This is a genomic window from Streptomyces sp. NPDC023527 (genome assembly GCF_055560115.1).
Genome location: NZ_JBVHJJ010000009.1, coordinates 231,021 through 253,164 on the forward strand (window position 1 = coordinate 231,021; position 22,144 = coordinate 253,164).

Here is a 22,144-nt window from a genome sequence, read left to right on the forward strand (position 1 = left end):
AGCGCCGTACGGGGCCGCCGCATGTGCCCCGCGGCCGGCCGAGGACCCCCTGACGCAAGAGAGCGAGCGCACCCGTGGGCCCAGTCTCCTCCCGCCTCCCCACCTTCCCGTGGGACCGGCTCGACCCGTGCAAGACGACGGCCGCCGCCCACCCGGACGGCATCGTCGACCTGTCGGTCGGCACCCCGGTCGACCCCGTCCCGGAGCTGATCCGGCGGGCGCTCACGGACGCCGCGGACAGCCCGGGCTATCCCACCGTGTGGGGCACGGCCGCGCTGCGCGACGCGCTGACCGGCTGGGCGGAGCGCCGGCTGGGCGCGCGGGGGATGACGCACGCCAACGTCCTGCCGGTGGTCGGCTCCAAGGAGCTGGTGGCCTGGCTGCCGACCCAGCTGGGGCTCGGCGCCGGTGACAAGGTCGCCTACCCGCGGCTGGCCTACCCGACCTACGAGGTCGGCGCGCGGCTCGCGGGCGCCGAGCCCGTCGTCTACGACGACCCCACCGAGCTCGACCCCAGCGGCCTGAAGCTGCTCTGGCTCAACTCCCCGTCGAACCCGACGGGCCGGGTGCTGTCGGTGGAGGAGCTGCGCCGCACGGTCGCCTGGGCCCGCGAGCACGGGGTGCTGGTCTTCAGCGACGAGTGCTATCTGGAGCTGGGCTGGGAGGCCGACCCGGTCTCCGTGCTGCACCCGGACATCTGCGGCGGCTCGTACGACGGCATCGTCGCCGTCCACTCGCTCTCCAAGCGCTCCAACCTGGCCGGCTACCGCGCCGCGTTCATCGCCGGTGACGCCGCCGTCCTCGGCGAGCTGCTCCAGATCCGCAAGCACGGCGGGATGATGGTCGCGGCCCCCGTCCAGGCCGCCACCGTCGCGGCCCTGGGCGACACCGCGCACGTCGCCGAGCAGCGCGAGCGGTACGCCGCCCGCCGGGCCGCGCTGCGCGCCGCCTTCGAGGGCGCGGGCTTCCGGATCGAGCACAGCGAGGCGTCGCTGTATCTGTGGGCCACGCGCGACGAGCCCTGCTGGGACACGGTCGCCGACCTCTCCAAGCGCGGCATCCTGGTCGCGCCGGGTGACTTCTACGGTGCGGCGGGGGAGCGGTTCGTTCGGATCGCGTTCACCGCGAGTGACGAACGCGTCGAGGCGGCGGTCCGTCGGCTGGCCGACTAGCCGTACGCCGGAAAGCGGACGGGAAGAGGACGTGCGAGAGGGCCCGGGATGAACTCCCGGGCCCTCTCGCGTTGCCCTGCGTGAGCCGGTTGGACCGGGTCAGCCGCCGATCGGGAGGCCCTTGGCGGGCAGCGAGGGCAGGCCGGTGCCACCCTTGGGGGCGGCCTTCGCGGCCTCGCCGACGACACCGGCGGCGGAGGCGCCGAGGCCGCCCGCGACCTTCTGGGCGGCCGGGGTGGTGGTCTTGGCGGCCTTGCCGAGGGTGTCCGTGGTGGCGGGCACGGCGGTGTTCACAGCCTTGTGGCCGACCTCGGAGGTCACGGCCCCGGCCTTGTGGGAGGTCGCGTCGATGTTGTTGCCCAGGTTCGCGCCGTCCACCGTGCTCAGCCCGCTCGTCAGCTCAGGGGCCTTGAGGTCCGCGGCGCTCGCCGCTCCGGCCGCGCCGATGACGGGCGCCGCACCGGCGGCTACCAGCAGCGCGACACGGGCGATACGGCGCGAAAGGGGGAGGGACATGATGCTCCTTTGACGGAGTTGAGGACGTTGAGTGTCCGGCGACCGGACGCAGTGACTACCGCGTGAATGCCGGGAAGGTTGCGGTGCGCCAAGGTAAAGACTTGGTAATGCATCGCATTATCTGTTTCCCGGTAACCCGGGCAAATACGACAAGCTCATGGCGCGTTCGAAAGGCTTACAAGCCTTTGATCGCAAGGAACTTGGGGGTATGTGGAAGCCTCGTCCGGATACCCCGAATTCGGCGGCGACACCCGCCGCGCATACCCCTGCCGGGTGGACGCTCGTACTACTGAGCGGTGGTGATCAGCACCTCGCCGGACGAGCCCGCGGCCGGCCGCCAGCCGTCCGCGGAGTCCTCCGACGTCCACTGCCGGCCGCCGAAGGAGACCCGCTCGATCCGCAGTTCCGAGGCGTGCGCCACCGCCCACGACGCCAGCTGCCAGCCGCGCCGCTCCGGGCCGCCGTCGGCCGTCGTCGCCCGCACCGGAACGGTCACCGTCCGTGCCGCGGCGCCGCCGTTCGCGCCCGCGCCGGTGCGGCCCGTCGCGGCCGTCGGCGTCACCTCGGCGCCGAACTCGCGCCGCAGCTTCGCCCGTACCGCCGTCGGATCGCCGGGCTTGCCGTCGCCCGGGCTCGTCGTGCAGCTGAACGACGCCCGTGCGCGGCCCGTGAGCCCCGACGCGAGCAGCGAGGCGTCCGGCTCGTGCTTCGCGTACGCCTGCGGGAAGCCGCTGCGCTGCACCTTCTGCGCGGCCACCGTCAGCGGCAGCCGCGAGTACCCGGGCACCTCCACCAGGTGCTCGTAGAACTTCCCCGCCGCGTACACCGGGTCGGTGATCTGCGTCGATGTGCCCCAGCCCTGCGTCGGCCGCTGCTGGAACAGGCCCAGCGAATCGCGGTCGCCGTGGTGGATGTTGCGCAGCCCCGACTCCTGCATGGCCGTGGCCAGCGCGATGGTCACCGCCCGCTCGGGCAGCCCGCGCCCGGCGCCGACGGCCGAGATCGTGGCGGCGTTCACGGCCTGTTCCGGTGAGAGGGAGTACGACTCCCCGTCCGCCCGCACCGTGCAGCGCGGCGCCCCCGGACCACCCGTCACCAGCTGGGCGATCCCGTATCCGATCAGCGCCAGCAGCACGGCGCAGGCGGCCACGATGCGCAGCAGTCGGCCACGGTGGGTGACGGAGATCCGGGACATGCGGCCCACGTTACTGGAGAGGCGGGGGAATCAGCGGGGGCGGACCCGGCGCGCTCACCGCCCGGCCCCCGGTCGGCCGGGGGAGTTAGAGTCACCGCCATGGATGACGCCGTACTCGACCTGTCCCTCGACGCCGCCGCCCTCACCGCCCGGCTCGTCGACTTCCCGTCCGAGAGCGGGAGCGAGAAGCCCCTCGCCGACGCCGTCGAGCGGGCGCTGCGCGCACTGCCTCACCTGACGGTCGACCGGCACGGCAACAACGTCGTGGCCCGCACGAACCTCGGGCGTGCCGAGCGGGTCGTGCTGGCCGGGCACATCGACACCGTCCCGATCGCCGACAACCTCCCCTCCCGGCTGGACGAGGACGGCTTCCTGTGGGGCTGCGGCACCAGCGACATGAAGTCCGGCGTCGCCGTGCAGCTGCGCGTCGCCGCGACCGTCCCCGCGCCCAACCGCGATCTGACCTTCGTCTTCTACGACAACGAAGAGGTCGCCGCCCACCTCAACGGCCTCGGCCACGTCGCCGCCGCCCACCCCGACTGGCTCACCGCCGACTTCGCCGTCCTCCTCGAACCCACCGACGCCCAGGTCGAGGGCGGCTGCCAGGGCACCCTGCGGGTGCTGCTGCGCACCGCGGGCGAGCGCGCGCACTCGGCGCGCAGCTGGATGGGCGACAACGCCATCCACGCCGCGGCGCCGATCCTGGCGAGGCTCGCCGCGTACGAGCCGCGCCGTCCGGTCATCGACGGGCTGGAGTACCACGAGGGGCTCAACGCCGTCCGGATCGAGGGCGGCGTCGCGGGCAACGTCATCCCCGACGCCTGCACGGTGACCGTGAACTTCCGCTACGCGCCCGACCGCGACGAACGGGAGGCGCTGGACCACGTCCGCGAGGTCTTCGCGGACTGCGGAGTGGCCGAGTTCGTCGTCGACGACCACTCGCCCGGCGCGCTGCCGGGTCTGTCCCACCCGGCCGCCGCCGCCTTCATCGAGGCCGTCGGGGCCGTCCCGCGGCCCAAGTTCGGCTGGACGGACGTCTCCCGCTTCAGCGCGCTGGGCGTGCCCGCCGTCAACTACGGCCCCGGCGATCCGCTGCTCGCCCACAAGCGCGACGAGCGGGTGCGCGCCTCGCTGATCACAGACGCGGAGGAGCGGCTGCGCGCCTGGCTGACGAGCTGACTCAAGCCCGGAGCGGCGCCGCGTGGGCCTACGCTGAGCAGCAACGATCTGCAGCGGAGGGAGCGCGGAATGGCAAATTCCGATGGGGCCCGCACTCAGCGGGAGCAGCGCCGGGGGCCGGTCACGCGCCGGCACGGCCAGATGCAGCAGGGCACCACCGATCAGCATCTCCTGGACACCAGGGGCACAGCGGACTGGGTGCACGAGGACCCGTTCCGGGTGATGCGCATCCAGTCCGAGTTCGTGGAGGGTTTCGGCGCGCTGGCGGAACTGCCGCCCGCCATCAGCGTGTTCGGATCGGCCCGCACGCTCAGGAACTCGCCGGAGTACGAGGCCGGGGTGGCCATCGGGCGCGGGCTGGTCGAGGCGGGCTTCGCGGTCATCACGGGCGGCGGGCCCGGCGCCATGGAGGCGGCCAACAAGGGGGCGACGGAGGCGGGCGGCGTCTCCGTCGGACTCGGCATCGAGCTGCCCTTCGAGCAGGGCCTCAATCAGTACGTCAACCTCGGAGTGGACTTCCGCTACTTCTTCGTGCGGAAGACGATGTTCGTGAAGTACGCGAGCGGGTTCGTGGTGCTACCGGGCGGACTCGGCACGCTCGACGAGCTGTTCGAGGCGCTGACCCTCGTCCAGACCAAGAAGGTCACCCGCTTCCCGATCGTGCTCTTCGGCACCGCCTACTGGCGGGGCCTGGTCGACTGGGTGCGTGACACGCTGATCGCCGGGGGCAAGGCGGGCCCGCACGACCTGCGTCTCTTCCACGTCACGGACGACGTCGACGAGGCGATCGCCCTGGTGACGAAGGAAGCGGGGACGTAGCCGGACCCCCGCACGAACGCCGGACGGGCCGAGGACCTCGGCCCGTCCGGCGTTCGAGGGCGGGGCGGGTCCTAGGCCAGCCCCCGCCGGGCCACCGCGGGCGCCCGCAGGCCCGCGATCGACGCGACCATGTCCAGCACCTGCTTGGTCTCCGCGACCTCGTGCACGCGGTACACCCGCGCGCCCAGCCACGCCGAGACGGCCGTGGTCGCGAGGGTGCCCAGCAGTCGCTCCTTGACCGGCTTGTCGAGCGTCTCGCCGACGAAGTCCTTGTTGGACAGCGAGACGAGCACGGGCCAGCCCGTCCCGGCCATCTCGCCCAGTCGCCGGGTCGCCTCCAGCGAGTGCCGGGTGTTCTTCCCGAAGTCGTGCCCGGGGTCGATCATGATGCCGTCGCGCCGGACGCCCAGCCCGGCGGCGCGCTCGGCCAGCCCGAGCGTCACCCGCAGGATGTCCGCCATCACGTCGTCGTAGTCGACGCGGTGCGGCCGGGTGCGCGGTTCGACGCCGCCCGCGTGTGTGCACACCAGGCCGGCCCCGTAACGGGCCGCGACCTCGGCCAGCTTCGGATCGACCCCGCCCCAGGCGTCGTTGAGCACGTCCGCGCCCGCCTCGCAGACGGCCTCGCCGACGTCGTGCCGCCAGGTGTCGACGCTGATCACCACGTCCGGGTGGCGCCGGCGCACCTCGGCCACGAAGCCGACCGTGCGCCGCGCCTCCTCCTCGGCGGTGACCTCCTCACCGGGGCCGGCCTTCACCCCGCCGATGTCGATGATGGCGGCGCCCTCGGCGACCGCCTGCTCCACCCGGGTCAGCGCGGGCTCGTCCTGAAACGTCGAGCCCCGGTCGTAGAAGGAGTCCGGCGTCCGGTTGACGATCGCCATGATCACCGGTTCGTGCGCATCGAACTCGCGTCGGCCCAGCCGCAGCATTTCCGTACTCCTTCTCCGTGGTCCGCCAGCGACCTTAACTGTCAGTGGGTCATGGCACGATCGGGGTGGACGGATTGGCAGTCCCAACCGATGGAGTACCGGCGCGCCGCGCGACGGGGACACCAGGGAGATGGTCGTGTTCTGGTTCTTGCTCATCGCGCTGGTCGTGGTGGTCGCCGCGGTCACGCTCTTCGTCGCCGGCGGAAGCGGCGGACCGCTGCCCGAGGCGGTGCCGGACCGGGTCGCCTGGCCGCTGCCGGTGGACCGGGCCATGGGCCGCGCGGACGTCGACGCGCTGCGGCTGCCGGTGGCCCTGCGCGGCTATCGCATGACGGAGACCGACGACGTCCTGGACCGGCTGGGCGCCGAGCTGGCCGAGCGCGACGCGCGGATCGCCGAGCTGGAGGCGGCGCTCGCCGGGGCGCAGGCCGCGGCCGTCAGCGGCCCCGACCTGCTGCGCAAGCCCGCCGAGCGGCCGGCCGACGCCGCCGCGCCGGACGCCCGGGAGGTACGGAACGAGGACGATAAGCGGGACGGAGGTGCGGGCGCGTGAGCGGCGGAGCGGTTCTCGGGCCGGACGGACTGGGGCGCTGCCCCTGGGGCCTGGAGGCGGAGTCCAAGGGTGACTACCGCCTCTATCACGACACCGAGTGGGGCCGGCCGGTGCACGGCGACGACGCGCTGTACGAGCGCATGTGCCTGGAGGCGTTCCAGTCGGGCCTGTCGTGGCTGACGATCCTGCGCCGCCGGGAGGGCTTCCGCGCCGCCTTCGCGGGATTCTCCATCGCCAAGGTGGCGGCCTTCACCGAGCAGGACGCCGAGCGGCTGCTGGCCGACCCCGGCATCATCCGCAACCGCGCGAAGATCACGGCCGCGATCGGCAACGCCAAGGTGGCCGCGGAGTGGGCGCCCGGCGAGCTGGACGCGCTCATCTGGTCGTACGCCCCGGACCCGGCAGGCCGCCGCGTGCCGCGCACGGCGGCGGACGTCCCCGCGACGACCCCCGAGTCCATAGCCCTGGCCAAGGACCTCAAGAAGCGCGGCTTCCGCTTCGTCGGCCCCACCACGGCCTACGCCATGATGCAGGCGTGCGGCCTGGTCGACGACCATGTGGCGGACTGCCATGTGCGGCGGTCCGCGTCGGTCGCCGGGCGCTGACCGGCGGCCGGTGTGTCAGCGGCCCACGTAGCGCGGCTTCTCCTTCTTGAGGAAGGCGTCCACCGCGATGCGGTGGTCCTCCGAGGCGCCGGCGCGCGTCTGGAGCTCGTCCTCCTTGACCAGGGCGTCGGCCAGCGAGTGGTCCGCCGCGTAGGCCAGGGACTGCTTGATCGCCGCGTAGGCCACGGTCGGGCCCTCGGCGAGGCGACGGGCCACGGCCTCCGCCTCGGCGGGCAGCTCCGCGGTGGGCACGACCTTGTTCGCGATGCCCAGCTCGTACGCCTCCTGGGCGCTCACATTGCGCGGGAAGAGCAGCAGGTCCGCGGCCCGGCTGCGGCCGATGAGGCGGGGGAGCGTCCAGGAGGCGCCCGAGTCGGCGGTGAGGGCCACCCCGGCGAAGGAGGTGTTGAAGGCGGCCGTGTCGGCGACCACGCGGTAGTCCGCGGCGAAGGCGAACCCGGCGCCGGCGCCCGCCGCGACGCCGTTGACCCCGGCCACGACCGGCTTGGGCATCTCGGCGATCGCGGTGACGACGGGGTTGTAGTGCTCCTTGACGGTGCTCATCACATTGCCGGCCCCGCCCAACAGCTCGACGTGCTCCTTGAGGTCCTGCCCGACGCAGAAGGCCCGCCCGGTGGCCGTCAGCAGCACGGCGCGTACGGCCTCGTCGGCGCCGGCGTCCCGCAGCGCGTCCCGAAGGGCGACCTTCGTGGCGATGTTCAGCGCGTTCATCGCGTCGGGACGATTCAGCGTGATCGTCGCGAGTCCGTCCGTCACCTCGTACAGCACGGTGTCGGCCATGGTGCCGCTCCCTCCCTCGTCGGCCGCCCGTATCGGCGGCCGTCAGCGCTCAGCATGCCGGAGATCACCGGGAGCCGATATGTGACCTGCGTCAAAGAATTCGGCCTCCATGGCGGCACGAGGGTGGCGCAGTATCGCAGTCCGATCGCCGAATTGAGTGGTTTTGCGCGATCGCGTTGCCGAAGGGATACAGAGCGATGTTGGTCATCGGGTCCCGCGATGCGGGATAATGGCCTGGAAGCAATGTGTTCGATGCCGGTGACACCTGGGTTGTCGGCTGCGATGAGCTGGTTTCAGGAAGGGGAACGAGCATGGCGGCCATGAAGCCGCGGACGGGCGATGGCCCGCTCGAGGTGACCAAGGAGGGGCGGGGCATCGTCATGCGGGTTCCGCTCGAAGGCGGCGGTCGACTCGTCGTCGAGCTGACGCCGGATGAGGCCGAGGCCCTCGGAGACCACCTGAAGAAGGTTGTCGGCTGACACACAGGCCCACAATTTTTCCACTGCCCCGGCAGTCGGCTCACGCCGGCTCCGGGGCAGCGGTGTATCCAGCGGCTTTCCGGCTCTTTCCGCAGGTGTATCCGGGTTTTTCCGTCCTCCGGGGAATTTTCCGCGCCGGCGGACGGCCGCGAGAGGTGCCAAGAGCTCCGGGAAGGCCGTCGGAGCCGTCAGCCGCGCCGGGCGGCGCACAGCAGCCCGTCGCCGACCGGCAGCAGCGAGGGCAGCAGGACCGTGGACTCACGGACCGCCCGCAGCAGCTCGCGCAGCCGCTGCACCTCGGCGGGCTGGGCGGCGGAGTCCACCGTGCGGCCGTTGGCGAAGACGCCCTCGAAGCAGACGAGTCCGCCGGGGCGCAGCAGGCGCAACGATTCGGCTAGGTAGTCGAGGCACTCCAGCCGGTCACCGTCGCAGAACACCAGGTCGTATCCGCCGTCGGCGAGGCGCGGCAGCACATCCAGCGCGCGGCCGGGGATGAAGCGCGCCCGGTTGCCGGCGAAGCCCGCGGCGCGGAACGCCTGCCGGGCGAACTGCTGGCACTCCGGGTCGCTGTCCACGGTCGTCAGCACACCGTCGGGGCGCATGCCGTGCAGGAGGTGGATGCCGGAGACGCCGGTGCCCGTCCCGATCTCGGCCACCGCCTTGGCGTCCACCGCCGCGGCGAGCAGGCGCAGCGCCGCGCCGGTGCCGGACGACACCGAGCGGAGACCTGCCTCATGAGCCCGGTCCCGGGCCCAGCGCAGCGCCTCGTCCTCGGCGACGAACGCATCGGCGAACGCCCAGCTCGTCTGCCGGTTGCCGGTAATGGCCCTCTCCTGTCCCCGTAGTCGACGCAACCGTGACTGTATCCGCTGACCACGGGAACCCGCAGATGGGACCGCGCGTTGGAGAAGAGCGTAGGAGGGTGCGGGGACTTGCGTGACCAAGACCAAATGCAGGTCAAAATTCCTTATCCGGAGCTAACGGGCGGGATGGATATGGTAGGGGCTCTACTGGACACCACCAGAGCCGACAGGGGAGGTGCGGCTGCGGCCGGAGACCGTCGGGGAGTGCTGAAGCGCTTTCGCAGGTCCGCCGGCGAGCCGAAATCCGTGACCAAGACCGCTGACGCCCGCAAAGCCGACTCCGCACAGACCGCGACTTTCGCCACCGATGCGGATACGCAGGCGTGGACTCCTCCCACCTGGGAGGAGATCGTCAGCACGCACAGTGCCCGGGTCTACCGACTGGCCTACCGCCTCACCGGCAATCAGCACGACGCCGAGGACCTCACCCAGGAGGTGTTCGTGCGCGTCTTCCGGTCGCTGTCCACGTACACCCCGGGCACGTTCGAGGGGTGGCTGCACCGCATCACCACCAACCTCTTCCTCGACATGGTCCGGCGACGGCAGCGCATCCGCTTCGACGCCCTCGGCGACGACGCGGCGGAGCGGCTCCCCAGCCGTGAGCCCTCCCCGCAGCAGCACTTCAACGACACCCACTTCGACGCGGACGTCCAGCAGGCGCTGGACACCCTCGCCCCGGAGTTCCGCGCCGCCGTGGTCCTGTGCGACATCGAGGGCCTTTCGTACGAGGAGATCGCCGCGACCCTCGGCGTGAAGCTCGGCACCGTGCGCAGCCGCATCCACCGCGGCCGCTCCCACCTGCGCAAGGCGCTCCAGCACCGCTCGCCCGCCGCCCGGGCCGAGCAGCGTGCCGTGGCCGGTGTGACCTCCGGGGCCCCACTCGGTGGGGAGGTAGGGATCGCGTGACCGGATCAGGCGGTCAGTCCCCCGCCGAGCACCATCTCGGCGACCGCCTCGCGGCCCTGGTCGACGGGGAGTTGGGACACGACTCTCGGGAGCGGGTGCTGGCGCACCTGGCGACCTGTTGGAAGTGCAAAGCGGAAGCCGACGCCCAGCGCCGGCTCAAGAGCGTATTCGCCGAGGCGGCACCCCCGCCGCTCTCCGACGCGCTCCTCGCCCGCCTGCAGGGCCTGCCCGGCATGGGCCCGGGCGGCGATCAGGAAGGCTCCGGGAGCCATGACGGCCCGGCTGCCCGGCAGAGCCCCGGCGGCCCGGGGAAGGGCGGCTTCGGCGCCCGGACGGAGACCTTCGCGCTGCTCCCGGCCGTCGTCGAGCGCCACCGCGACCGCGGCTTCCGCATCCATGAGGTCCCCGACGCCGCACGGGGCGGCCTCCGGGGGCGCCGCTTCGCCTTCGCGGCGGCCGGCGCGGTCTCGCTCGCCGCGTTCGCGCTCGGCGGCGCCCAGCCGCTGGCCTCCGTCGTCGACGCCCCGAGCGCGCGCGCCGAGGATCCCCGGCCGTCGGCCACGCCACGCGTGATGAGCGGCGGCGGCCGCACGGGCACGGACAACAGCCTCCCGCTGGGGTTCACCGCCGCCACCCGGGACGCACCGCGCACCCCCGGCGTGCCGTCGGCTCCGCCCGCGCAGGGCGTCTCCCTGCTGCGCCCCGTCACCTCGCCCCCACTGCCCCCGCTGCTCCACGCCGCGCTCCCGGCCCCGGGCGTGTCGGCGGCCGACGGCGCGCGCTGACACCTTCCCGAAGGACCTGGTTCAATTCCAGGTGGGCCACGGATCCCTCGGTGCGATGCCGTGCGCTCTCCGGCGAACGGTGGGGAGAAGATGGACGAGGGGAAGGCACGGGCCGAGGAGCCCAGGCCGCAGTGGTGGAGCCGGCCGCGGCGCCCTTCGCGGGACGCGGCGGAGGCGGCGGACGCTCCCGCCGCCCAGGACACGGCCGCCACGGCCCGGCCGGCCGACGCGGCGCCGCTGCACGCCCCCGACCCGTACGGCACACCCCCGTACGGGCGTCCCGGCCCCTGGGCCCCCGCTCCGCCGGTCCAGCGCCCGGTCACCCCGGCGCACGGCACGCATGTCCCCCCGGCGGGCCCGACCCCGCCCGGCGGCATCCCCGCGCACCCCGGCACGGCCCCGCCGGACGGCACGACCCCCTCGTACGGCACCCCTCTCCCGCCGCCGATGGCCATGACACCGCCCGCCGGCACCGCGCTCCCGCCCGCCGGCGCGCCCGTACCGCACTACGTCCCGGCCCACTCGCAGCCGCCGACGACCCCCGCGCACGGCACCGGCATGCCGCCGCGCGGACCGTGGCAGTACGACCCCTGGGCCGCGGACCCGCAGGTCCCGCACCCGGCGGCCGGGGCGAGGCCGCGGCGCGGCCGGCTCGTGGCCGGGGCTGTGATCGTGGCGCTCGTCGCCGGCGGCACCGGCGGCGTCATCGGCGCGTACCTCCAGCGCGACGGCGGGGTGACCCGCCAGGTGCGGCTGCCGCAGGCGGCGGCGGACCGGTCGGCCCGGGCCCCGGGCAGCGTCGCCGGGATCGCCGCCCGCGCGCTGCCGGGCGTCGTCACGATCCATGTGCGCGGCGGCGCCGACCAGGGCACCGGCACCGGATTCGTCCTGGACAAGGAGGGGCGCATCCTCACCAACAACCACGTCGTGGAGCCGGCCGGATCGGGCGGCGAGATATCGGTGACCTTCAGCGGCGGCCAGACCGCCAAGGCCACCGTCGTCGGCCGGGACAGCAGCTACGACCTCGCCGTGATCAAGGTCTCCGGGGTGTCCGGACTGACCCCGCTCGCCCTCGGCAACTCCGACTCCGTCCGCGTCGGCGACTCCGTGATCGCCATCGGTGCGCCGTTCGACCTCGCGGGGACGGTCACCACCGGGATCATCAGCGCCAAGGAGCGCCCGATCACGGCGGGCGGCCGGAAGGAGGACGGCAGCGACGTCAGCTATGTCGACGCCCTCCAGACGGACGCCCCGATAAACCCGGGCAACTCCGGCGGCCCGCTGATGGACTCCGAGGCCCGCGTCATCGGCATCAACAGCGCCATCCGCTCCGCGGGCGACGGCTCCGACCTGGGCGGCGGCCAGGGCGGCAGCATCGGCCTGGGCTTCGCCATACCGATCAACCAGGCCAAGCGCGTCGCCGAGGAGCTCATCAACAACGGCAAGGCCACCCATCCGGTGATCGGCGTGACCTTGGACATGCAGTACTCGGGCGACGGCGCGAAGGTGAACACCAAGGGCGCCGACGGCGCGGCCGTCACCCCCGGCGGCCCCGGGGCCAAGGCCGGCATCGAGCCCCGCGATGTGATCAAGAAGGTCGACGGGGTCCCGGTGCACAGCGGCCAGGAGCTCATCGTCAAGATCCGCAGCCACCGCCCTGGCGACCGGCTCGGCCTCACCGTCGAGCGCGACGGCAAGGAGCGGAGCGTGGAACTCGTCCTCGGCGCCGCCCACTCGCGATGAGCTTTGGCCCGATGTTGGCCGAGGTGTCTCCCTTGCCGCCCGCCGGGCCAGGTACCGTGATGGATGGCCTGGACAGTCGGCCACTGACGCATCAAGGAGCTGCAACGTGCTCGACATAGGACCCCTGGAGCTGGTCGCGCTCGTGGTGCTCGCGGTCCTCATCTTCGGCCCCGACAAGCTGCCGAAGATGATCCAGGACGTGTCCCGCACATTGCGGAAGATCCGGCAGTTCTCCGAGAACGCCAAGGAGGACATCCGCTCCGAGCTCGGCCCGGAGTTCAAGGACTTCGAGTTCGAGGACCTCAACCCCAAGACATTTGTGCGCAAGCACGTGCTCGACAAGGACGAGCTGGGGCTGAAGGAGATCCGCAACGGCTTCGACCTCAAGTCCGAGATGACCGAGGTGGCCGACGCGGTGCACGGGCGTGGCGCCGAGGCGTCCCCGGCCGCCCCGGCTGCCGGCTCCTCCTCGGGCAGCGGCCCTGACCTGCTCAAAAAGCGCGAGACCCGGGACCCGGGCGAGCGCCCGCCGTTTGACTCCGACGCCACCTGAGCCCGCGCATCCCCTGCCCCATTGACGGGGGTGGCTATCCTCCCTGTGTTTGGGGTGAAGTCGTCCGAGGGGGGCGGGCTCGCCCACGATCGGGCCAAGGAGGCGCCGCGCAGATGGAGACGACGAGTCGGGTCGGTTCGCAAGGGGCCGGTGCGGCCGACGGTCCCGCGTCGACGGACGCCGGACAGAGCGGACCCGGTGCCCGGCGGTCGGTCGACGGCTATCTGCTGGCTTCGTTCCCGTGGTACGGCCTGGACGAGGCCTACACCGGGCCGCGCTGGCTGATGCAGGTCGGCGCCGCCGCCGACGGGACCGTGGAGCACGGTTCGACGGGCCACGGCGAGGAGCCGTCGGTGCGCGGCGAGCGCGCCGACCCGCACGCCGAGAAGCAGCGCTTCGCCGTCGTGGTGACCGTCGCGAGCCGCCCGGTGCGCCGCAGCGCCGACGGTACGGGCGTGCTGGAGGCCACCTCGGTCTCCTCGGCGGCCTGGCTGGCCGGCTCCGGGCTGCTGTCGTGCACCTGGCCCACGCAGATGGAGCGCGCCCTGCGCCAGGACTGGCTGGACCAGCAGACCGCCCTGGCCTGGGAGCTCGCGGATCACCTGGAGGAGCCCGCCTGGTCGACGCTGTCGCTCCCGGTGGACGGCGTGCCGACCGAATTCCGCTACCGCGAGTCCGAGTACGGCTGGGTCCTCGCCGGCTCCGCCGAGGGCGGCGTCCACCTGGGCGCGTACGGGCGCGGCATGAGCGCGTACGGCATGGGCTTCGCGGTGATCAAGGACATCACGGCCTACGAGGGCTGAGGCACCCGGCAGGCAGCGGTAAGGGGCGGTCTCCGTGGAGACCGCCCCTTACCGCGTCACCGGGCCGCCAGGGCGTACGGGACGCTCCCCGTACGCCTGTCCGGGTCTCAGAACTTGTTGCGCGGGGTGATGCCCAGCGACATGCCCGACAGGCCGCGCTGGCGGCCGCCCAGCTTGCCCGCGATGGCGCGCAGCGCGCTGCCGGCCGGGGAGTCCGGGTCGGTCAGGACGACCGGACGGCCGTCGTCGCCGCCCTCGCGCAGCCGTACGTCGATGGGGATCGAGCCCAGCACCGGCACGGTGGCGCCCGTGGTCCGGGTGAGCCCGTCGGCGACCGTCTGGCCGCCGCCCGTGCCGAAGACGTCGACCATCTCGTCGCAGTGCGGGCAGGGCAGCCCGGACATGTTCTCCACGACACCGACGATCTTCTGGTGCGTCTGCACGGCGATCGAACCGGCGCGCTCGGCGACCTCGGCGGCGGCCTGCTGCGGGGTCGTCACCACGAGGATCTCGGCGTTCGGCACGAGCTGCGCGACCGAGATCGCGATGTCACCGGTGCCCGGCGGGAGGTCGAGCAGCAGGACGTCCAGGTCGCCCCAGTAGACATCCGCCAGGAACTGCTGGAGGGCGCGGTGCAGCATCGGGCCGCGCCACACCACCGGGGCGTTGCCCGGCGTGAACATCCCGATGGAGATGACCTTCACGCCGTTCGCCGACGGCGGCATGATCATGTTCTCGACCTGGGTGGGCCGGCTGTCGCCCGCGCCCAGCATGCGGGGGACCGAGTGGCCGTAGATGTCCGCGTCCACGACGCCGACCTTCAGCCCGTCGGCGGCCATCGCGGCCGCCAGGTTGACCGTCACGGACGACTTGCCGACGCCGCCCTTGCCGGAGGCCACCGCGTAGACGCGGGTCAGCGAGCCGGGCTTGGCGAAGGGCACCTCACGCTCGGCCGTGCCACCGCGCAGCGAGGCCGCGAGCTCCTTGCGCTGCTCGTCGCTCATCACGTCCAGCTCGACGGAGACGTCCGTGACGCCCTCGACGGCCGCCACCGCGTTCCGTACGTTGCTGATGATCGTCTCGCGCATCGGGCAGCCGGAGACCGTCAGATAGACCGCCACGGCGACCGTGCCGTCCGCCGCGATGTCCACGGACTTCACCATGCCCAGTTCGGTGATCGGGCGGTGGATCTCGGGATCGTTCACCGTCGCCAGCGCGGCGCGGATCGCGTCCTCGCCCGGCGCGGATCCTGCGGGAGTGTCGGTAGCCATGCGTCGATGTTACGGCGCCCCACCGGGCTGCCGGAAAGGGCTGTCAGCGGTCGCGTTCCTCACTCTCCCGCGGGAATACCCGGCGCTGCTCCAGCTCCTTGACCAGCTCCTGGAACTCCGAGCGGATCCAGTCCCGCGTCGCGACCTCCCCCAGCCCCATCCGCAACGTCGCCACCTCCCGCGTCAGGTATTCGGTGTCCGCGATCGACCGCTCGTTCTGCTTGCGGTCCTGCTCCAGATTGACCCGGTCCCGGTCGTCCTGCCGGTTCTGCGCCAGCAGGATCAGCGGCGCCGCGTACGACGCCTGGAGCGACAGCATCAGGGTCAGGAAGATGAAGGGGTAATTGTCGAACCGCAGGTGCCCGGGCGCGGTGGTGTTCCACAGCACCCACAGGATGATGACGACCGTCATCCACACGATGAACCGGCCCGTGCCCAGGAACCGCGCGATCCGCTCCGAGGTCCGCCCGAACGCCTCCGGGTCGTACGCCGGCAGCCAGCTGCGCCGCTTCACCCTCGGCAGGTCCAGCCGCACCCGGGGCCGGTCCGGGGGCCGCTCCTCGCGGCCGCGGTCAGCCACCATCGTCGACCTCCCGAAGATCGCTCATCCCCAGCGCCCCGTAGTGCAGCTCCGTCTCCCGCCAGTCCTCGGGCAGCAGGTGGTCCAGGACGTCGTCGACGGTGACCGCCCCCAGCAGCGAGCCGTCCGCGTCGACCACGGGCGCGGCCACCATGTTGTACGTGGCCAGATAGCTGGTGACGGCCGGCAGCGGGGTGTCCGGCGGCATCGGCCGCAGATCGGTGTCGACGATCGACCCGACGAGCGTGAACGGCGGGTCGCGCAGCAGCCGCTGGAAGTGCACCGTGCCGAGGTATTTGCCGGTCGGCGTCTCGTCCGGCGGCCGGCAGACGTAGACCTGGGCGGCGAGCGCGGGGGAGAGGTCGGGGTTGCGCACACGCGCGAGGGCGTCGGCGATCGTGGCGTCGGGCCGCAGCACGATCGGCTCGGTGGTCATCAGTCCGCCCGCCGTCCGCTCCTCGTACGCCAGGAGGCGGCGCACGTCGGCCGCGTCGTCCGGCTGCATCAGGGTCAGCAGCCGCTCCTTGTCGTCCTCGGGCAGCTCGGAGAGGAGGTCGGCCGCGTCGTCGGGGTCCATCGCCTCCAGGACGTCGGCGGCGCGCTCCTCCTTCAGCTTGCCGAGGATCTCGATCTGGTCGTCCTCCGGCAGCTCCTCCAGGACATCGGCGAGGCGGTCGTCGTCCAGGGCGGCCGCGACCTCCGCGCGCCGCTTCGGCGACAGGTGGTGGAGGACGTTGGCCAGGTCGGCGGGGCGCAGCCGCTCGAACGTGGCGAGGAGGTTCTCGGCGCCCTGCCCGTGCTCCTCCAGGGAGAAGCCGGTGACGGCCGACCACTCGACCGTCAGCGCCTCGCCCTTGCGGCGCAGCGCGCCGCCCTTGCCGCGGCGGACGAAGACCTTGTCGATCTGCCAGTCGCGGCGGGCCGGCAGCTGCATGATCGATACGTCGAGGACGGTCACCTCCTCGCCCCCCTCGACCAGACGTACGCGCCGGTCGAGCAACTCGCCCAGGACCAGGGTCTCGGTCGGCCGCTGCTCGAAGCGCCGCATGTTGATCACGCCGGTGGTGATGACCTGACCGGACTCCACGCCCGTCACCCGCGTCATGGGCAGGAAGATCCGGCGGCGGCTGACGACCTCCACGACCAGTCCCAGGACGCGCGGCGGCCGCCCTCCGACGCGCAGCATCGCGACGAGGTCCTGCACCCGGCCCACCTGGTCGCCGTTCGGATCGAAGACGGCGATGCCGGAGAGGTGCGACACGAACACCCGGTGGGCGCCTGCTGCCATGGCCGCGCCTCCTCCTCCAGTGCTTTGTCCGGTTCAGGCTAACGTGCCCCCCTTCCGCCCGGCGCGGGAGAGACGGCCGTACGGACTGCCGGCTTCCGCTCCTGGGCGGCACGGGTACGCTGCCGTACTCCAGCCCGTGACAGGAGGCAAGAGCAGACGTGCGTACCCGGAACGCGGCTCTCATGGGAGCGCTGTGCGTCGGCCTGTCCGTGGCGCTCACCGCCTGTGGCAGCGGTGCCAAGGACCCCGACGCGGGCACCAATGGCGTCGGCAAGCTCGACCCCGCCAAGATCCAGGACCAGGCGCGCTCGGCCGCGCGGACGGCCCCCGCGGTACACCTGTCCGGCAGCGTCGTCAGCCAGGGGCGTACGTACAAGCTCGACATGCGGCTGAAGCGGGACGGGGGGACGGGGCGGGTCTCCTCCGGCCCCACCACGTTCGAACTGCTGCGGGTGGGTCAGGAGCTCTACCTGAAGGCGCCGGCGTCGTTCTGGTCGCACGGGGAGGGCGGTGCGGCCTCGGCCGCGCCGAGCTCCGCGCCCGGTTCCGCGCCGAAGGGGAACAGCGCGGCGGCGGCCGGCAAGCTGGAGAAGAAGTACGTGAAGGTGCCGTCGGGCGACCCCTCGTACCAGAAGCTCAAGGGCTTCACCGACAAGGACGTCCTGCTGGACGGGCTCATCGGCCTGCACGGCAAGCTCTCCCGCGGTGAGCACGGCACGGTCGGCGGCACCCGCACGATCCGCGTCAGCGGCGCGGGCGGCTCCGGCGGCACGCTCGACGTCTCCCTCACGGGCACGCCCTACCCCCTGCGCGTCCAGCGCGCGGGCGGCGCGGGCCAGCTGGAACTGGCCGACTGGGGTCAGGACTTCGCCCTGTCGGTCCCCTCGAAGGGCGACACGGTGGACTACGGCAAGAGAATCCCGACAGCGGGTTGACCCTTGCGGGCGGCGCGGTCCGGGAGGGGCCGGCCGGGTGGTGGTCCGGCCGCTTCCCGCCGTGTCGGCGGCCAGGTGCCGGTCCGGCCGGTCGAGCGGGCCGTTTCTTCCCGCCGCGTCGGCGGGACGCCCTACGGCGTGGTCCGGCGGTGCCGAGCCGACGGTGTCGTACGTACGGTGGCTCCGCCTGGTTGGGCACCGCCGGGTTCCGCTGTGGTGGCTGATGCCGGTTGCGGCGGGGTTTGCGGGCGGGGCCGGGAGGGTTTGGCCGGGTGCCGACTGCGCCGCTTTTCCGCTGCGTCGGCGGCCGGGTCGGCCGTTTCTTCCCGCCGCGTCGGCGGGACGCCCTACGGCGTGGTCCGGCGGTGCCGAGCCGACGGGTCGTACGTACGTACGTGCCAGCCGGCCGCAGGCCGCCCCGCAGCCGCGATCAGGGCTCACCCAGGACAGCCGAAGCCGCCCGCAGGGCTACCCGCGGCCCCGGCGGAGCAGGCGTGGGAGGGACGCCGGCATCGGTTCGCGGGTCGTCGCGGGGGTCGGCAAGGGCCGGGAGGTCAGGGAATCCGCCGGAAGGGCCATCGTGTCGCCCGTCGGGGTCAGGCTCAGGACGCGGCAGTCGGTCGCCCAGCGGTCCTCCAGGTGTTCCGCGTCCGGCGCGTTGAGGCGCTTGCCCTTGAGTTCGGCGACCGCCGCGGTCCAGGCCTCACCGCGCGCGGCGAGCTCGGCGACCTCCGCGGTCCAGCTCACCAGGCGGCCGCCCTTGTCCTTGCTGCGAACCGTGACGGTGGCCCGCCCGCCGTCCGTGAGGCCGAGCCCCTCCAGCGGCTGCTCGCCGGGGCCGCCGACGAGATGGGCGGCGCCCTCGTGCCACACGTGCCACAGCGCGCGGCTGGGCCCCGTCGGGCCCTGCACCCAGATCAGGCCGGACTTCTTCGTGGCCTCTTCGATCAGTGCCTGCGTCTGCGTCATGCCGCTTACTTTATGCCGCTGACTACGCTGGGTGGGTGATGACCGCCCGCACCCCCACCCGTACCGCCCGCGCCGCGCGCTCGGCCCGCACATCCCCCGCCGCCGGCGAGCCCGCCGCCCGCCCCGGCGCCCGTACGGACATGGCCCTGCTCGCCATGGCCATCACCGGCATATCCCTCTCCGCCCCGCTCACCGCCTCCATAGCCGCCCCGGCCCTCGCCATCGCCTTCTGGCGCAACGCCATGGCCGTCGGCGCGCTCACCCCCCTCGCGCTCCTGCGGAACCGCGCCGAGCTGCGCGGCATCGGACGCCGGGCCCTGCTCCTGTCCGTCGCCGCCGGCGCGCTGCTCGCCGTGCACTTCGCGGTGTGGCTGCCCAGCCTCCGTATGACCTCCGTCGCGTCCTCGACGGCGCTGGTCACCACGACCCCGATCTGGACGACGCTCCTGCTGCGGCTGCGCGGCCACCGCCCGCCCGCGCTCGTCTGGGCGGGCACCGCCCTCGCCTTCCTCGGCGTCGTGCTCCTCACCGGCGTCGACCTCTCGGTCTCCCCGCGCGCCCTCGCCGGCGACGCCCTCGCCCTCGCGGGCGGCATGGCGGCCGCCGGTTACGTCCTGCTGGGCGCGGAGGTGCGCCGCACGGTGGGCACCATCGCGTACACGTACGTCCTCTACGTCACCACGACCGTGCTGCTGCTCGCCGTCTGCCTGCTCTCCGGCGCCTCCCTCGGCGGCTACAGCGGCGGCACCTGGCTGAAGCTGGCCGTGCTGACCCTCACCGCGCAGCTGCTCGGCCACTCGCTCATCAACCGGGTCGTCAAGGGCCTCGGCCCGTCCGTCACCTCGACGGCGATCCTGCTGGAGACGCCCGGCGCGGCCCTCATCGCGGCGCTGTGGCTCGGCCAGCTGCCGCCCCCGGCCGCCTACCCGGCGCTCGCGGTCATCCTCGCCGGGCTGGCGCTCGTGATCATGGCGGACCGGGCCGGGAAACGGCGCTAGAGCCAGCCGTTGCGCTTGAAGCCGCGGTGGATGGCGACACAGATCGAGACCGTGACGATCATGACGGCGGGGTAGCCGTACTTCCACTTCAGTTCCGGCATGTAGTCGAAGTTCATGCCGTAGATCCCCGCGATCATCGTCGGCACGGCGAAGATCGCCGCCCATGAGGTGATCTTGCGCATGTCCTCGTTCTGGGCGACCGACGCCTGCGCGAGGTTGGCCTGGAGGATCGAGTTGAGCAGGTCGTCGAAGGACACCACCTGCTCGTGCACGCGCGCGAGGTGGTCGGCGACATCGCGGAAGTACTTCTGGATGTCCGGCTCCACCAGCCGCATCGGCCGCTCGCTGAGCTGCTGCATCGGCCGCATCAGCGGGGTCACCGCCCGCTTGAACTCCAGCACCTCGCGCTTGAGCTGGTAGATCCGCCCGGCGTCACCACCGCGCGAGGATCCCTTGCTGGGCGCGGAGAAGACATCGATCTCCACCTCGTCGATGTCGTCCTGCACGGCGTCGGCGACCGCGATGTAGCCGTCGACGACCTGGTCGGCGATGGCGTGCAGCACCGCCGAGGGGCCCTTGGCGAGCAGCTCGGGGTCGTCCTGGAGGCGGTGGCGCAGCGCGCGCAGCGAGCCCTGGCCGCCGTGCCGGACGGTGATGATGAAGTCCGGGCCGGTGAAACACATCACCTCGCCCGTCTCCACCACCTCGCTGGTCGCGGTCAGTTCGGCGTGCTCGACGTAGTGGATGGTCTTGAAGACGGTGAACAGCGTGTCGTCGTAGCGCTCCAGCTTGGGCCGCTGGTGGGCGTGGACGGCGTCCTCCACGGCCAGCGGGTGCAGCCCGAACTCCCGGGCGATGCCGGAGAACTCACGCTCCGTCGGCTCGTGCAGCCCGATCCACGCGAAGCCCCCGTCGGTCCGTACGCGCCGCATGGCCTCGGCCGGGCTGACGTGGTCGCTGGCCCGCTTGCCGTCGCGGTAGACGGCGCAGTCCACCACGGCGCTGCTGGTGGCGGGGTCGCGGGTGGGGTCGTAGTCGTACGGCGCGGTGCTGCGGCGCAGGGCGGGGCGGACGGCGGCACGCAGGTCACGGATCATCGACATGGCAGGCTCCTTCACGGGCCGGCCGCCAGTCGGGGTGAGCGCAACGCTGCCAGGAACGTGGACGTGATGCCTGGAAAAAGGGATACGTCCGCAAATCGGGCGGCGCTTCGCGTGGTGCGTTGAGGACTGACGGCAGTTCGCAGAGAACACGGAACAAAGCGAGACGAAGGCGCTCTTCCGTCAAACGCCGCGGGCGCGAAGGGGCTTCCGGAGAGATGGCCGGGCGAGAAGGCCGTCGGTGGAAGGCTTCAGATCACAAAAAACGCGTCCGGAGCGGGAGGGACGGGAGAACTGTCGGTACTGCACGGTCGACTAGGATCCACCGCAGCCCCACCTCCTCCGGCCGGTCCCCGCTGGGGGACGAACGTAACTCCCTGACCAGAGGTCAAGGCTAGCAGCCACTTGACGCGTCAATACCCTCCTTTGCCCGTTCGATACGCGTTCTATGCTCACTGCATGTCAGACGTTCTCGCACTGGTCGAGGCCCGCCTACGGACAGCCCTGGGCGAACCGGACGCACGCGCCGCGGTGACCTTCCTGGGTACGGACCGCATCGAGGTCCTCCGCTTCCTCGACGGAGACGTCGTGCGCTACGCCACCCTGGGCATGTCCGCCCAGCCCATGGCCGACCCCACGGCCGTCGTCGCCGACCCGCTCCGCGGTCCCCGCGCCGAGCTCGTCCTCACCGTCCGCGCCGGGCTCGCCGACACCGACAAGGTGCTCCGCCCGCTGGCCGTGCTCGCCGCCACTCCTCAGGTGGAGGGCCTGGTCGTGGCCCCGGGCGCGTCACTGGACACCGGCGAACCGCTGTGGCCGGGGGCACCCTTCACGTCCGTGCTCGTCGCCGAGTCCGGCGGCCTGGTGCCGGACCTCGAACTGGACGAGCCGATGGACCCCGTCCGCTTCCTTCCGCTGCTGCCGATGACACCGAACGAGGCGGCGTGGAAACGCGTCCAGGGCGCGGCCGCGCTGGAGGAGCGGTGGCTGCGCCACGGCACCGATCTGCGTGACCCGATGAGGTCAGGGGTGCCCCTGGGGTGACGCTCCGGTGTGTCGCCGCTCCGGACGGGTGATCGTCCTTGACGCGGCGGCGGTC

Annotated in this window: 24 protein-coding genes; 14 read left to right on the top strand and 10 right to left on the bottom strand. The window is 72.6% G+C overall.

The features are described from left to right. Window positions 1–74: 74 nt before the first annotated feature. Window positions 75–1,172 carry a succinyldiaminopimelate transaminase gene (gene dapC, locus ACZ303_RS19670; protein WP_467340579.1) on the top strand — a complete coding sequence of 366 codons (1,098 nt, stop codon included), beginning with the start codon at window positions 75–77 and terminating at the stop codon, window positions 1,170–1,172. 99 nt (window positions 1,173–1,271) lie between these two features. Here the strand turns inward: dapC and ACZ303_RS19675 are convergent, their stop codons facing one another. Then, complete coding sequence (locus tag ACZ303_RS19675) at window positions 1,272–1,688, bottom strand: ATP-binding protein (RefSeq protein ID WP_467340581.1); 417 nt, start codon at window positions 1,686–1,688, stop codon at window positions 1,272–1,274. A gap of 286 nt (window positions 1,689–1,974) precedes the next feature. Continuing rightward, window positions 1,975–2,883, bottom strand: coding sequence for a VldE C-terminal domain-containing protein (locus tag ACZ303_RS19680; protein ID WP_467340583.1), 909 nt, complete (start codon window positions 2,881–2,883; stop codon window positions 1,975–1,977). Between the two features lie 99 nt (window positions 2,884–2,982). Here ACZ303_RS19680 and dapE point away from each other — a divergent pair, with 99 nt between their 5' ends. Continuing rightward, window positions 2,983–4,062 carry a succinyl-diaminopimelate desuccinylase gene (gene dapE / locus ACZ303_RS19685; RefSeq protein WP_467340585.1) on the top strand — a complete coding sequence of 360 codons (1,080 nt, stop codon included), beginning with the start codon at window positions 2,983–2,985 and terminating at the stop codon, window positions 4,060–4,062. Between the two features lie 69 nt (window positions 4,063–4,131). Further along, a complete protein-coding gene (locus tag ACZ303_RS19690) occupies window positions 4,132–4,881 on the top strand; it encodes an LOG family protein (protein WP_467340587.1) in 750 nt (249 codons plus the stop codon). A 71-nt stretch (window positions 4,882–4,952) separates the two neighbouring features. Here ACZ303_RS19690 and folP read toward each other — a convergent pair whose 3' ends face one another. After that, window positions 4,953–5,813, bottom strand: coding sequence for a dihydropteroate synthase (gene folP, locus ACZ303_RS19695; RefSeq protein WP_467340589.1), 861 nt, complete (start codon window positions 5,811–5,813; stop codon window positions 4,953–4,955). A 130-nt stretch (window positions 5,814–5,943) separates the two neighbouring features. Here folP and ACZ303_RS19700 point away from each other — a divergent pair, with 130 nt between their 5' ends. Next, complete coding sequence (locus ACZ303_RS19700) at window positions 5,944–6,366, top strand: hypothetical protein (RefSeq protein ID WP_467340591.1); 423 nt, start codon at window positions 5,944–5,946, stop codon at window positions 6,364–6,366. Continuing rightward, entirely contained in the window at window positions 6,363–6,971 is a 609-nt protein-coding gene (locus ACZ303_RS19705) for a DNA-3-methyladenine glycosylase I (protein WP_467340593.1), read from the top strand. Before ACZ303_RS19700 ends, ACZ303_RS19705 begins: the two co-directional genes overlap by 4 nt. A gap of 15 nt (window positions 6,972–6,986) precedes the next feature. Here ACZ303_RS19705 and chcB read toward each other — a convergent pair whose 3' ends face one another. After that, window positions 6,987–7,772: a 2-cyclohexenylcarbonyl CoA isomerase gene (gene chcB / locus ACZ303_RS19710; RefSeq protein ID WP_467340595.1), complete on the bottom strand. Its 786-nt coding sequence runs from the start codon at window positions 7,770–7,772 to the stop codon at window positions 6,987–6,989. 311 nt (window positions 7,773–8,083) lie between these two features. On the opposite strand from chcB, the gene ACZ303_RS19715 reads away from it, so the two are divergent. Continuing rightward, entirely contained in the window at window positions 8,084–8,251 is a 168-nt protein-coding gene (locus ACZ303_RS19715) for a DUF3117 domain-containing protein (RefSeq protein ID WP_467340597.1), read from the top strand. A 188-nt stretch (window positions 8,252–8,439) separates the two neighbouring features. Here the strand turns inward: ACZ303_RS19715 and ACZ303_RS19720 are convergent, their stop codons facing one another. Continuing rightward, window positions 8,440–9,105: an O-methyltransferase gene (locus ACZ303_RS19720; RefSeq protein ID WP_467340599.1), complete on the bottom strand. Its 666-nt coding sequence runs from the start codon at window positions 9,103–9,105 to the stop codon at window positions 8,440–8,442. Between the two features lie 141 nt (window positions 9,106–9,246). On the opposite strand from ACZ303_RS19720, the gene sigE reads away from it, so the two are divergent. From sigE to ACZ303_RS19745, 5 genes are all read left to right on the top strand, one after another. Further along, a complete protein-coding gene (gene sigE, locus ACZ303_RS19725; protein WP_467340796.1) occupies window positions 9,247–10,020 on the top strand; it encodes an RNA polymerase sigma factor SigE in 774 nt (257 codons plus the stop codon). Next, window positions 10,017–10,805: a zf-HC2 domain-containing protein gene (locus tag ACZ303_RS19730; RefSeq protein WP_467340601.1), complete on the top strand. Its 789-nt coding sequence runs from the start codon at window positions 10,017–10,019 to the stop codon at window positions 10,803–10,805. Before sigE ends, ACZ303_RS19730 begins: the two co-directional genes overlap by 4 nt. Window positions 10,806–10,895: 90 nt before the next feature. Next, window positions 10,896–12,548: a S1C family serine protease gene (locus ACZ303_RS19735; RefSeq protein ID WP_467340603.1), complete on the top strand. Its 1,653-nt coding sequence runs from the start codon at window positions 10,896–10,898 to the stop codon at window positions 12,546–12,548. 106 nt (window positions 12,549–12,654) lie between these two features. Continuing rightward, window positions 12,655–13,101, top strand: coding sequence for a sec-independent translocase (locus tag ACZ303_RS19740; protein WP_467340605.1), 447 nt, complete (start codon window positions 12,655–12,657; stop codon window positions 13,099–13,101). A gap of 113 nt (window positions 13,102–13,214) precedes the next feature. Beyond that, window positions 13,215–13,904: a hypothetical protein gene (locus ACZ303_RS19745; RefSeq protein ID WP_467340607.1), complete on the top strand. Its 690-nt coding sequence runs from the start codon at window positions 13,215–13,217 to the stop codon at window positions 13,902–13,904. A 107-nt stretch (window positions 13,905–14,011) separates the two neighbouring features. On the opposite strand, the gene ACZ303_RS19750 is transcribed toward ACZ303_RS19745, so the two are convergent. From ACZ303_RS19750 to ACZ303_RS19760, 3 genes are read right to left on the bottom strand one after another with little or no spacing between them, the layout of a single operon-like run. Beyond that, a complete protein-coding gene (locus ACZ303_RS19750; protein ID WP_467340609.1) occupies window positions 14,012–15,175 on the bottom strand; it encodes an Mrp/NBP35 family ATP-binding protein in 1,164 nt (387 codons plus the stop codon). 43 nt (window positions 15,176–15,218) lie between these two features. Then, window positions 15,219–15,758 (bottom strand): DUF1003 domain-containing protein, encoded by a 540-nt coding sequence (locus ACZ303_RS19755; protein WP_467340611.1) that lies wholly within the window; start codon window positions 15,756–15,758, stop codon window positions 15,219–15,221. Next, entirely contained in the window at window positions 15,748–17,043 is a 1,296-nt protein-coding gene (locus tag ACZ303_RS19760; protein WP_467340613.1) for a magnesium transporter MgtE N-terminal domain-containing protein, read from the bottom strand. The genes ACZ303_RS19755 and ACZ303_RS19760 overlap by 11 nt, the downstream gene beginning before the upstream one ends. Before the next feature lie 158 nt (window positions 17,044–17,201). On the opposite strand from ACZ303_RS19760, the gene ACZ303_RS19765 reads away from it, so the two are divergent. After that, window positions 17,202–17,978, top strand: a complete 777-nt coding sequence (locus ACZ303_RS19765; RefSeq protein WP_467340615.1) for a hypothetical protein — start codon at window positions 17,202–17,204, stop codon at window positions 17,976–17,978. Window positions 17,979–18,446: 468 nt separating this feature from the next. On the opposite strand, the gene ACZ303_RS19770 is transcribed toward ACZ303_RS19765, so the two are convergent. After that, window positions 18,447–18,947: a hypothetical protein gene (locus ACZ303_RS19770; RefSeq protein ID WP_467340617.1), complete on the bottom strand. Its 501-nt coding sequence runs from the start codon at window positions 18,945–18,947 to the stop codon at window positions 18,447–18,449. Window positions 18,948–18,985: 38 nt separating this feature from the next. Here ACZ303_RS19770 and ACZ303_RS19775 point away from each other — a divergent pair, with 38 nt between their 5' ends. Beyond that, window positions 18,986–19,945 carry a DMT family transporter gene (locus ACZ303_RS19775; protein WP_467340619.1) on the top strand — a complete coding sequence of 320 codons (960 nt, stop codon included), beginning with the start codon at window positions 18,986–18,988 and terminating at the stop codon, window positions 19,943–19,945. Here the strand turns inward: ACZ303_RS19775 and ACZ303_RS19780 are convergent. Then, window positions 19,942–21,048: a magnesium and cobalt transport protein CorA gene (locus ACZ303_RS19780; RefSeq protein ID WP_467340621.1), complete on the bottom strand. Its 1,107-nt coding sequence runs from the start codon at window positions 21,046–21,048 to the stop codon at window positions 19,942–19,944. The genes ACZ303_RS19775 and ACZ303_RS19780 overlap by 4 nt on opposite strands. A 456-nt stretch (window positions 21,049–21,504) precedes the next feature. On the opposite strand from ACZ303_RS19780, the gene ACZ303_RS19785 reads away from it, so the two are divergent. Beyond that, window positions 21,505–22,089 (top strand): suppressor of fused domain protein, encoded by a 585-nt coding sequence (locus ACZ303_RS19785; protein WP_467340623.1) that lies wholly within the window; start codon window positions 21,505–21,507, stop codon window positions 22,087–22,089. The last annotated feature ends 55 nt before the right edge of the window (window positions 22,090–22,144 follow it).